The following is an 11,349-nucleotide window of genomic DNA, read 5'->3' on the forward strand; positions in this document are numbered from 1 at the left end:
TTCGAGCACTACAACGAGCAGCATCCACACAGCGCCTTGAACTATCGCTCTCCGAGGGAGTTCAGGCGCTTAGCGGCAGCATCAATTTAACGGGGAGTTGGTGTCCGGTTTGGTAGGGGCAAGTCCACAACTGAATCGAACAGTCTGGCTAGGCAGTTAGTCGAATTATTAGAATGCGACCTCACGTAGCTCTCGGAATCTCTCGTATTCGCGGTAGAAATGGCATCAAACTTGAAGTAGTGATCGTCTGCTTCTGGCCGATTTCAGCCTGTCGCCACCACAGGCATCATTCATCATACTTTCGAAGCGCGCGAGTCAAATCCGACGCAAGGGGATCGGTTGAAATGTGCAATGACTTTTCAATTGGGATGCAATTACACAGGTAAAGAGAACGGCCAAGGCATCAGTTTCGGAAATAGGCCAGAAGAATCCAATTCCCCTGGAAAGTTGATAACTCAATACCGAGCGCTCAGAAGTGGGGACTGGAGAGAAAACCCTATCGAGGGAGCTATCGAGAAACCTAGCTAACTACCTGATTATTATGGTGTCCCAGGGCAGGTTCGAACCCTTATCTGGGTGACCCGACCTAGAATCAAAAAAAACACTTCATATTTCCTGATGTTAATCAACGAGATAAGCTGACGCAAGGTGAATATCTATAATAAGTGCCCAGACTCCTCTACAAGCACCAGAAGCACCAGAAGCCCAGACGCTAAGCTGGTTGAGGGCAACCTATGGAATCTACAACAAGAAATCTTGCGGTTTCGGCAGTCCGGAGAAGAGATAGATCGGCTAAGGCCACTCAAGTGAGAACAGTAAGGAGGTCAACGCTGCGTCTGCATTTTGCCGCTAGTGCCACGTGGTTGTCGCCAAGCGTATTGACAAGCATAGGAACGTCAACGAGGGCACGATATCAAGGTGGAGGGTAATCCGCTGCTAAGAGAAATGACGGATTGAGGAAAGAAAATTCGATGCCTTTTCCGCAGCAATGAGAGCCATGCCTACAGGTAGATAACGCCTAGCGCTTCAAGCGCCGGCCAGCAATGACGCCCTGCTTCCAACGTAGATAACCATAAAAATCCACACTATCTACGAGCTTCGATCCTATAGAGTTGTTTACTATGAGTCCCCCTTCCTCCACTGCGATGAAGGGTTCGAATTCATTGATCAAGCTATCAATTGTGCGATATGCCGATTCCAATTCGTCAACAAGCGTTGCTGCGGAGTCAACTCCTCCTCCCTGGTCTGCCTCGGCGTCGGCTTCGAGCATTTTAAGCTCATTCTCTAAATATCTATTGAGATTAGTGACATCTAACAATTTAATCTTGAGCTTACGCTCTCTGACCAAAGCCTGCTGCTGCGCCGCCTCTATCAAGTTTGTGTGCTTTACCATCCATTCGTCTAGTAACACTCGATACCGTTCAGTCTTAAGTAGGTTTGAATGCGACACCGCTTTGATCGGCTTCACTTCAGATAGATTGGCTCCAGAAACTAACTGAGCGAAGGCAAGTCGCTTGTGATGAGTCATGATCCTCGCACACTGCTTAGCCAAATGAGTAACGCATTCAGGAGACGCGCTAACCTCTACACATTCTTCTAACGCAGCAATCAACAGAAGCATCGTTTGCTCTACGCTATTCTGCTGAAAACTCTTGAAAGGATTATTTTCTGAGTAATTCATCTAGCACCTTCACCTCTGGCAATGTTGTTCTACCACTGACCAGGTACTTGCTCCACTCATCATTAGTCATATTGACGAGGTCAACCAATCGCTTCATATCAACCGCGCCCACTTCCATCAACTGTCGAAGGGTTGCCATTAAGTGAATCTGAGGTTGCGGATCACTTGGAAGCATAATCGCTTCATACAGATCCCCTCTTTCGGCCAAAATCAGGCGTACACACCGGTTCATCTTGTCAGTGAACCCGGGGGATGAGAATTGCGGAAAATCGTAAACTTGTTCAACTCGCAACAAAAATTTACTTACGGAATCTGAGGCAACGACAGTTGCTTTGTCGTTGGTATGAGAACCATTATTATCTGAATTCACAGTCAAGTAATTGGGCGTTACATCGTTCTCCGTACCCTGCACCAACATTACGTCCAGCGACCGCTCAATTAGATACCAGCCCATCAGATCCTCCGCCGCTCTATTGAGCTTGGACTGGAGAAGCTCAGCGTCTGACTTATTGATTTTATCTACAGTTCGAGCGTGTCTAATTTTAATTTGCAATTCTGCCAGCTCTTCCGCCAATTGATGCCTTTTAGCAGAAACCGCATAGATAAAATGCGTGGCAAAAATTGCTTCCGGACAAATGGAGCATCTTGCGTAACCGCCAAGCAACGTAACCATTTTGTCTGGACAGTCGAATCCATACGGACACAAATGTGTGGAGCATGTCATAACCGTAGAAGGAATATCTGAGGCAATAATATTGGAACCAGCACCACCCTTCTTGCCTTTCTCTCCAACATATAATTTGGTAAGCCCATATTTAATGATGAAATCAGGTATCGTGTTAAATTTTATCGATGCAAACAACTCTTGAACAAGGTCACTTTCAGACACCTTCAAATTTTCTATGATCGCCGCCTTAGGGTGATCCTTATGATTGAATGCACCAGCCATTCTCTGAATCAAAGAGTGCTCACCCCGGTTGTAATAAGAAACAGCCCCCGCTGTCTGCCCGGTAGATTTCGCGACTAGCTCAGCACTTTCATATTTAAGAAGGTCTGTCAAATGAGAGGCGCGAGCACCATGTGCCGTTACTTTGATCCTAAAAGAGACTGGCGAGAATGGAGCATCATCAGGAGATATGCGCTCTAGCGCAACGCCGACCTCACGAGGGAGGGGCATTGCCATCCACTCATCCCAATCGTAGAAATTCTTGGGATGACCTGCCGGCGGCATCGGAATCAAAGCGATGAATTGAGGCCGCTCGCCGTAAAATCCGTGTACCCACTTTTGAAAACTCAGTGCTTGAAAGCGATGGATACGTTCATACTGTCCATCTGATATTGGATTACCTGAATCAGGATCATGAGCGAAAAGACAATTAATTTCTCCCCACTTGCTTAAGGCCCTACCTTCGTAAAATACTGGCCGATCAAAAGCTGTCACACCATTCTTGACCATCTGTTTACGCCAAACATTCTGGGCATCTAACGAGCTGATGACTATATTTCTGCAAATGACGGTGAACGGCTGTTCGTAAATTTTATCAGTATTAACGTATAATACGTCCACTCCATATATTTCGTCGACATTCCGCCGCGCAAAATAGTCATATGTTTTAAAATCAAGCCATTGTAAATTCTGCGCCCTCATTCCACCTTGAGCAAGGACAAATGGAAATATAAATGATGCAGGGTTGAAATATTTTTTTCCACTGTGAATAACAAACAATAAACAGCGAGAGTCTATTTCAGTTATTGGTATGGCACATTTATCCACGTAAACAAATGGAACATAACCCAACTCTGAAAGATTTAAACAGTCCTTGTTGTATCTTGCTGCCTCCACCGAACGCACATACAAATTCACATCTTGACTAATATGCTGCGCCAAACTCATCAGTGATAAAAGAAATTCAGAATGCAGAGTGAGCAGTTCGTCCTCATGTATATTTTTCACCGAACGCTTTTTTTTCTTCGCTTTCTCTTGAAAAAACACAGGCTGCACAACACTATCGCAGCCAAATCTATTACTGGCACCGATGATTATCCACTCAAAAAAAGCTTTAAGCTTGCTAGTTACAGGCTTTGCGACCGAAAACCCCATAAGTTTTGAAAACTCTAAAAACGTCAGGGGCCTTTCTGATCCAGTCTCAGCCCGTGCCTTGTAAAATATGCGCCCTTCAAAGTTATTTGGAGTGGCAGGATACACCAACTCGGTATATGGATTATCTCGAAACCAAGTTGACAAATACATAAAAAGGTAGAAATTAAACCTACCAAACATTGAGCCCCAAGCATCTACTACTTCATACCCATGCTGGTCTAGAAAGTCAGCTTCGAGCTCTAGCCATAATTCAATATGGTTCGTGCAATGAATGTTATTTTTCCGCAGTAACTCTCCAAGGTTCAAGCACTTGATTTCCGTAGGCCCAAAAAAAGTCATATGGCATTTACTACGGTGCCTTTCAAGCGTCTGCAATACACTATCAACAGTCAGTACATGGTCGAATATTTTTTCTACAACGCCACCGTCAGCTATTCGCCGCCTCCGGGCGCCCCTGCCAGCTTGGAATATGACTGAAGCTTCCGATATATCTCGTGAAAGCTGCCCAGGAAAAACCGTATTGATATGGGAAAATAACTGAGCAAATGGGATCGGGGATATTTCGAAACGTCCGTTAGAGGAAACCTTAGTTTTGCGCGCGTGCTGCCATGCTACGCAATCTTCCAAATTAATATCTGCTGGCGAAAACCAATTGGATGCAAACAAAACCTTGGTTGACATGTCCGCCAGACGCTTAGCTCTCCTTTCTGCATAATTCTGATTATCACGAGCTTTCGATTGCGGAGAGTTATAGATATTTTCAAGCTGAACAGACCGCATCAGAGGAGTATAGCAATTAACTCCATTCTCTGGATCATCCATCCATGTACCCTTAGGTCTTGAAAATTTGTACGGTAATAACACGCACTCAGCTTTATACATCAACATTAGCAATATGCGACAGCCTGTCCGAAACGTATTACGAAGATTTTTTTCTCCAAAACTGCCAACTTGGAGAAATTTTTCAAATTCCATCTGACTGATACGCCCAGAGCGCCGGTAAGCCTCTAAGCAAAAGTTATTCATATGTGTCAGGAGGTCTTTTGCATCATAATTTGCGTAGCCACACATTTCAAAAATTTTCCAGAAGCCCCATATATCAGCTTGGGTTTTCCTAATCTCCGAAAGTTGCATTAAGGTAACAATTGAATCATGAAGAGCCAGATCAAGATCGCGCTTTTCTTTAAGAAATATTAGTTCAAGAGATGTATTTATCATGCAGCCTTAACCTCTTGAGCCTTCAATTCTTCCTCAACCGCTTTCTTGAATGTCTTAGCTCTATCCGTGTGATATATAAGCATTAGCTCATTGAAGCTCTTTCTGTGTCGGTTATCCCTCATAATGAACGCCAGCGCGAGCTTTTCTTCGATCTTGACCTTATCTATGATTGCGTATGTTTGAACGCTTTCAACCGAAGCATGCCCAGTTAGAAGAATTATCTCACTATCCGAAAGCCCCATGCCTTCTGTGTGCAATATAAAATTTTTAAGGAACACGCAAAAACTATGCCTCAGGCTATGAAGCTTCATTTTATAAGGCCTAATAAATCCTTCCCCTAATACTTCTGTGGCAGCAGATTGAAAGGGCCTGATTACATTGAATTTATAGTCACAAAAACGAAGAGGCTTAGCATCCGCGCCTTGAAATATAAAATTGTGTCTTGCCTTAGCATCGTACTCATACTTCATATAAAGCGAAAGCGCGTCAAAAAACATCTTCGCATAGGGCTCAATCAAAAAGGTGAATTTCGTACGCCGCCCTTTCCAGCTCAACCTATTTATTTCTATTTCACCCAACCCAATATAAGAAAGCTTTATATCTTCGCGCTCTTTAGGATTTACTGCATACACTTTACCTTCAGAGAAATCTATATCCTCCCAAAGCAATTGCAACACTTCGGATATCCGCAAGCCCGTAGCAGCCAAAAGGCACCAAATTGCTGCGTCCCTGTAACATGTGGCGCGCTCGACTAAGCTTGAAATAAGCTCCAACGGGAAAAACTTTGATTGATCAATTATCTGGATCTGTGGGTTATTCCTCGGAATGTCGCGATATAGCCTCTGCGATCTACCAACATTTTTCCTGCCTGTGCCCCACAGACTTATCCTACCAATCAACAATATACGACTTGAAAACTCCTGTAATGCCGTTAGCAAATTGATAGAGAAATCCATTTCCAGCTTCGACGCAGAGCTATTGCGCAGATCCACAAGAAATAGATTATTGAGACACAGAAACTGCGTCACAACCACGTGATAGTTCCTGGCCGTCCTTGGCGACACACCACGACGAGGGCACTCAATACTTATATTTTTTACGAGCTCATCAGCCGACTTATCCCCATAAACCAGGTACGAGTAATAGCCATTGCACAATTGGTTAGCCACAGACGCCGACAAAGCGCCCGCGAGCTCAAACCCTGTAAACAGATAACGTAAAAAACCAACCAAACAGTAGAGATATTTGGTTACGGAATTAGGTGCCATACTGGCATCAATCATTTCCGTGAGAAATATACGAAACGGGATAAATTCAAATCCGCGTCCCGTCTCATCTATGCAGATCAGCTTGGGACAGCTACGCCCTTTATACACGGATCCAACCAGATTGAACTTATACATACATATAACTCCCATCATGGCAGAAAGCACAAAACCAAATCTCACTACCGACGAAGCAACGCTTATGAAGAAACAGAGCCCTGGCTTTTCAAACATCACACATACAGCACGAATAACCCTCGTGCTCGAATCGCTAGCTGGCGACATTGTCTTCGTCAGATTCGGATGTAATACGGAAAAATCCGCTCCACGGATGCCCGCAATAGCTAGGAAGATCATCGGGGAGCCAGGAGTCGCGCACGCTGAAATAAGAGCAGGCCACGCCGTGCTCTTGCTCCAGTTGCTTGCACAGCGTTTTGACGATTAGTTGCCGCTCGCGCAGATCGCGCCCACGGCCAAGTTCGTTCAACGTACCTAGATACCGACCAGACTTGTTCACAACCACGCGCCCCCCTTTCAAAAGCGCTCGCACATAAGGGTGGGAGTTATCCTCGAAGTAAACCCAGCAGCCGCCACGTTCTTGGGTCTCCTTTTTCAGAGATGAAGCCTCCAGTGCAGAAACGCGCTCCGTGAAATCTGCCACAGCTCCCGCAGCAGCTTCCTCGGAAACCGTCATGCAAGATTTGAAGTCAAAGCACGCCGCTCTCATCGAAGCTTCCTGCTCTGCCGCAGTGAGCCCGTCCAGTCCCGCCGGCAATCGTTCACATACCAGGAGATGGTCAAAGTGATCTACCGATACAAACCGCTGGTCGATAAGGGACAAGATGTCGTACTGAAGCCTCAACGCATCAGCCTCGGTGGCTACTACCACACCGACTTGTGACCACTTCTTTTGGGTCAGATCTAGTCCCGGCAGCTTGTCTCCAAGGTGCCCTTCTCTCTCAATTTTCTCGATGGCGCGGCGATAATTCCGGGTATAAGGCCAGCGCCATTCCAACTCCGCCGTCTGATTACCGAAGATATCAAGCTGCCCATCCATATAGCGGTACTGATTGCGCCAAATCTCATCCTGGGTCACAGGCTCTGACGGGTGACTTGTTTGAAGCATCACTCGTAGGTTTCCACCCTGAACTACCTTCGTTGCGCCAGCTTGCTCCGCTGAAGGCGTAGGGAACGTGATCGCGTATTGAGTGACTGCACCGCTGGCCGCTGCCAAGCCATCTCGAACAGCAACTAAATCAGAGACGCTAAAACCTGAAAAACAAACAGCAGGATGGCGTCCCTGAATCGTCGCATGCCCATTCCTGACGCCGAAGGTGGCCCAGATGTGATGGAAGCGAATAGCAACTCTCAATAGGAACCGTCCAGGCCAGCAATCTTCAGCCCAACAGTTGGGAGCAAAACTCTCCGGTATGAAATCGGGCCGTGAGCCGCTAGTGAGATCGACGTCTCGAAAATAATGTACGACGCGATTGGGCTGTTCGACATCAGTTCGCTGCGCCATATGGGCTCCTTTTTTTAGGACAAGCGGCCCTCGCCTCTTAATTAGAGGTTTTTGATGAGAGTTTTTTTACCCTTGTAGTGCATAAAAAAATAGTCCACCCGAGCACTTCAGGCAAGTACCAAAGCGCAAAAAAACACAAACTTCTCACACCAATAGTTAATTAAGCATCTATTGACTTATACACACAACAACAAAACCAAATCAAACACACCACAAACATAAACAAATTAACAAAGTGTAGAAATCTTTATCAATGACCCTTCCACCGAACCGACAATACGCCTAAATTACAATACACACTCATAATTACGACACTATATTGTCGCGCCAGTAGATCGTCTAGCTTTTCTATCTATATCAATGACTTGGTAGTTACCCCCCACTCGGTGGGGCGGTGTTTATTCACAAAGGATGCCCTCATGCTGCCCTTACACACTTACATTCAGTCTCCAATTTTTCCTGACCGACAAGCGAATCAGCACGACTTACAACGACAAGCGAAAGGTATATATCAAACGCTCTCCATAAGTTTATATCGCTATCAAATATTGCAATGAAGGGCACGGGTATACTTTCACGATACTGTTCATCCGTCGCAAAACTTGTAGACACTTCTGTTATTCCTTGACCACTTCACCCCCTTGGTCTTCAGTTCCTCTACCACCTAGGAGATAAGTCGCTATGAGATTTTCAGCCTTGTTCCACCCGGAATGCGCTCCCGTAGCTCTCGATGATACTTTCCACTACGTTGTGCTCAGCACTCTTCAGTGGAAAACACCCAATCTTGATCTGATGGCAACCGCTAGCAAGCAGCGCTTCGCTGTCCTCTACAACCAACCCTTAGGGGACAGGTTCGCCATTGAGACTCTAGAGCAGGCACACATCCAAGGCGCAATGTCCGGGGTGAAGCTGGTTTCCGTCCACAAAGACGTACTTCGTATCTTCTTGAGTGACGAAGTGGCGGGCGCCACCTTCCCTGCCATCGAGGCCTTGTGGGAACCGATCAAAGAACTGGATCTCAATCGACGTCTGGAGGTTGATTTTTCGTGTGAACATGAAGTCTATTCTGGCCGTTCCGAATACTTGTTCTGGTCTGCAGTCAAAGAAGTGCTTGAGTCCAATAGCCTGGGGATTGAGCAGTATGAAACACCCGTTCTCCATGACTGCGCAGAGGAAATATCTAACGGCGATGACCCGTCATCTCATCAGTATCATCTTGATATCCGTCAGTCTTTCTCCTCTGAAGCAGTAATGCCCACCGGATTCTGCCCGCACGTACTGGAGCATGTAGATTCCATGGTCGGTCACTCCAGCTCTTCGATGTTGGAGCGTTACATCTGCCCGCCTCAAAAATGGAAGATGCCTTAGAAGTTTCGTCGAACGGCCATAGGACTGGTCGAAGCATCGCCACACTTGAGAACGGTGTTGAGCGCTGTTCAGTGGAAAGACGCCAACTTTGAAGTAATGACAAAGGCAGCCAAGCAGCGCTTCGCCGTCCTCGCCCTCCGGGCTTCCACCCTCACGCCTGCGCGCTCCGCTTGCCCAGTTGCATGACAAATCAGAAGTCTCCCCAAACAGGGGTTCAGCGAGAGGTCTCTGATGCGCCAGTCACCATACGTAATACATCGCGAAATCCTACTCGACGGCATGTATGGAACAGCCTATCGGTTACAAGAATACGTCCTCTATCAGCTCGATCTTTTTAGGTACACCTTCGACATCGATGAGCATCGCGGAGGGTTCGACAGTGTCCATCTTCAGATCTATCAGGATATGAAGCAGTGGTACTGGGACAACGGCCCATCAAGCGCCGGTTTTAAAGAAATCGCCGAAGCACTTCAAGCCAGATACACCCGGTATGAAATTGGTTTTCCAACACTGTAGCTAGGCTACGCCCTGTCCTCAAACTTCGAAGATCACCATAACTAATCAATGGCTGCAGCACATCCTTCACCAAGTCATCGAAGGGGTAGAGCGAGCCGGCGCTCTTTTTGGCTGAGAAATGCGTCCGTCCAGATGGACGTAGAGGATCCGGAGACAACGCAGAAATTGATATCGAAATTGAGGTTCTGCTCCGTGCCGAGCTGCTGGCGCTTATGGATTGCGACTGGTGGGGTGAAGAGACCGGTCATGTGCTTTCTGGATATCCTTTCTGCTGAGTCATCGACCCAAACGATGGCACCAGTGATTTCTTGAGAGGCCTCGCAGGCTCTGCCATATCTGTTGGGTTGTCGTGCTATGGCAAACCCGTATCTCTTCAAAAAAAATCACTTCAGGCTCAAGGTTTTCCAAAAAAAACCGTTTGTCATAAGTAAGCACCCTTTTTGAGCAATGGCTTTGACCTCTTCGACAGATGACTTCGCACAGCGTCTCAGCGGCGCCTTATCGTTCCCCTTCACGATTTTCGGCAACCGCCAGCGGCGCACATGGGAGCGGCTGATCAGCTACATCGAATCCTCAGCCTGCGCATCCGAATTCAACAAAACGGCGGCCTATGCCGAGGGCTATGCACAGGCTTTGGCCGATAGCGGCCAGATCGATATCACCACAGACCGGGATCTGCTGATCATTGCAACAGTGGATGCATGGCGATGCGCCCGTACTTACCCGAATACTTCGACCAACCTGAGCTACCCAGGAAAATCATGACTTCCTTTTTTAAACGCTACGCCGACGGCGGAACATCAGACCTGCATATCCATATGCCACAGCGTCTTCTGCCTACGACCGTCAGTCATTGTCCCCTCGAGGTCTTAGTGAGCCATTTGGAAAAGTATCTCTTAGACCCCTCCTCCGCTCGTGAACATTTTCCATGGGCTGCGCGATTCGTTATGGGCATTCCCGTGCCAACCTGGGCGCGCGGATTGGAGTGGAACCTCGGTCAGAAGTCTCGCTTCATCTCTGCAGTATGGTCAGTTGGGGATCTGGGGAGCTACCTCACGAATGACTGGTACGAGCCAGAGAGCGCTGGCAGGACATTGGCCGAGAACAGTGAAATTTTGATTGATGGCCAGCAACGTCTGCACAGCCTGGAAGAGTATCTCCTCGACCGGCTGGCGATCCCTGATGCACAAGGACAGCCTAGAATTTGGTCTGAGCTCGGCAACGGCGAAAGGAAACGCTTTCTGTCGACGATCTTTACCCATGTCAGGGTCTCGTCTGGAGACGAGGTGGCATTGCGCGGGACATACGATATTTGCGCGCAGGGAGTAGTGCCTCGGTCATTTGATCAACGAGCTGTTCGGTAATCTTTTAATCAAGGCGGTCGGGCGTATCCCTTCGGGAGCGGCTGTCGTAAACCGAGCCCAGCTACGCTGGGTCTCGGCCCTTCGGGTGTCCATCCTTACGCTCTTCGACCATCATGGTCTGCGCGCTCCGCTTGCATGATCGCCGAGATCACTTCCCAGCTTGGACATTGCCGGCAGCTCCCACATCTGTTGCCGCTGACCGAAAACTGACCCAGTAGAGGCTGTTCTGCCGACTGAAAACTGACCCAGGTGTTCAACTGCTTCTGCTCACTTTTTGAGCAGGAGAACACAGGGTGATCAGCATGGAAATGTTG

General features: G+C 47.4%; 9 protein-coding genes and 1 pseudogene. 5 read left to right on the forward strand and 5 right to left on the reverse strand.

The features are described 5' to 3' along the window. Window positions 1-1,018 precede the first annotated feature (1,018 nt). The 4 genes from AACY11_RS27680 to AACY11_RS27695 all read right to left on the reverse strand — a co-directional run bounded on the left by AACY11_RS27680 (window position 1,019) and on the right by AACY11_RS27695 (window position 7,787). Complete coding sequence (locus AACY11_RS27680; RefSeq protein ID WP_339496221.1) at window positions 1,019-1,681, reverse strand: hypothetical protein; 663 nt, start codon at window positions 1,679-1,681, stop codon at window positions 1,019-1,021. Next, window positions 1,662-5,000, reverse strand: coding sequence for a hypothetical protein (locus AACY11_RS27685; RefSeq protein ID WP_339496223.1), 3,339 nt, complete (start codon window positions 4,998-5,000; stop codon window positions 1,662-1,664). The genes AACY11_RS27680 and AACY11_RS27685 overlap by 20 nt, the downstream gene beginning before the upstream one ends. Beyond that, window positions 4,997-6,403, reverse strand: a complete 1,407-nt coding sequence (locus AACY11_RS27690; protein ID WP_339496224.1) for a tyrosine-type recombinase/integrase — start codon at window positions 6,401-6,403, stop codon at window positions 4,997-4,999. Before AACY11_RS27690 ends, AACY11_RS27685 begins: the two co-directional genes overlap by 4 nt. 133 nt (window positions 6,404-6,536) lie before the next feature. Continuing rightward, window positions 6,537-7,787: a DUF4427 domain-containing protein gene (locus tag AACY11_RS27695; RefSeq protein ID WP_339496225.1), complete on the reverse strand. Its 1,251-nt coding sequence runs from the start codon at window positions 7,785-7,787 to the stop codon at window positions 6,537-6,539. 681 nt (window positions 7,788-8,468) lie between these two features. Here AACY11_RS27695 and AACY11_RS27700 point away from each other — a divergent pair. From AACY11_RS27700 to AACY11_RS27720, 5 genes and pseudogenes are all read left to right on the forward strand, one after another. Continuing rightward, entirely contained in the window at window positions 8,469-9,155 is a 687-nt protein-coding gene (locus tag AACY11_RS27700) for a hypothetical protein (RefSeq protein WP_339496226.1), read from the forward strand. A 231-nt stretch (window positions 9,156-9,386) separates the two neighbouring features. Further along, window positions 9,387-9,671, forward strand: coding sequence for a hypothetical protein (locus AACY11_RS27705; RefSeq protein ID WP_339496228.1), 285 nt, complete (start codon window positions 9,387-9,389; stop codon window positions 9,669-9,671). A gap of 37 nt (window positions 9,672-9,708) precedes the next feature. Next, a pseudogene (locus AACY11_RS27710) lies at window positions 9,709-10,039 on the forward strand (inositol monophosphatase family protein); the annotation flags it as partial. Between the two features lie 79 nt (window positions 10,040-10,118). Further along, on the forward strand, window positions 10,119-10,436 hold the full coding sequence (locus AACY11_RS27715; protein ID WP_339496230.1) for a hypothetical protein: 318 nt from the start codon (window positions 10,119-10,121) through the stop codon (window positions 10,434-10,436). Next, window positions 10,433-11,035: a hypothetical protein gene (locus AACY11_RS27720; protein ID WP_339496233.1), complete on the forward strand. Its 603-nt coding sequence runs from the start codon at window positions 10,433-10,435 to the stop codon at window positions 11,033-11,035. Before AACY11_RS27715 ends, AACY11_RS27720 begins: the two co-directional genes overlap by 4 nt. A gap of 95 nt (window positions 11,036-11,130) precedes the next feature. Here AACY11_RS27720 and AACY11_RS27725 read toward each other — a convergent pair. Then, window positions 11,131-11,349, reverse strand: a 219-nt coding sequence (locus tag AACY11_RS27725; RefSeq protein WP_339496234.1) for a hypothetical protein, incomplete at its 5' end; no start/stop codon positions are given.

Source organism: Pseudomonas sp. RA_105y_Pfl2_P56 (genome assembly GCF_963970845.1).
GTDB lineage: Bacteria > Pseudomonadota > Gammaproteobacteria > Pseudomonadales > Pseudomonadaceae > Aquipseudomonas > Aquipseudomonas baetica_A.

Coding starts and splice junctions, on each gene's coding strand:
- AACY11_RS27680 (WP_339496221.1), bottom strand. CDS start 1,681: ATGAATTACTCAGAAAATAATCCTTTCAAGAGTTTTCAGCAGAATAGC.
- AACY11_RS27700 (WP_339496226.1), top strand. CDS start 8,469: ATGAGATTTTCAGCCTTGTTCCACCCGGAATGCGCTCCCGTAGCTCTC.
- AACY11_RS27690 (WP_339496224.1), bottom strand. CDS start 6,403: ATGTATAAGTTCAATCTGGTTGGATCCGTGTATAAAGGGCGTAGCTGT.
- AACY11_RS27715 (WP_339496230.1), top strand. CDS start 10,119: ATGGCTTTGACCTCTTCGACAGATGACTTCGCACAGCGTCTCAGCGGC.
- AACY11_RS27685 (WP_339496223.1), bottom strand. CDS start 5,000: ATGATAAATACATCTCTTGAACTAATATTTCTTAAAGAAAAGCGCGAT.
- AACY11_RS27720 (WP_339496233.1), top strand. CDS start 10,433: ATGACTTCCTTTTTTAAACGCTACGCCGACGGCGGAACATCAGACCTG.
- AACY11_RS27695 (WP_339496225.1), bottom strand. CDS start 7,787: ATGGCGCAGCGAACTGATGTCGAACAGCCCAATCGCGTCGTACATTAT.
- AACY11_RS27705 (WP_339496228.1), top strand. CDS start 9,387: ATGCGCCAGTCACCATACGTAATACATCGCGAAATCCTACTCGACGGC.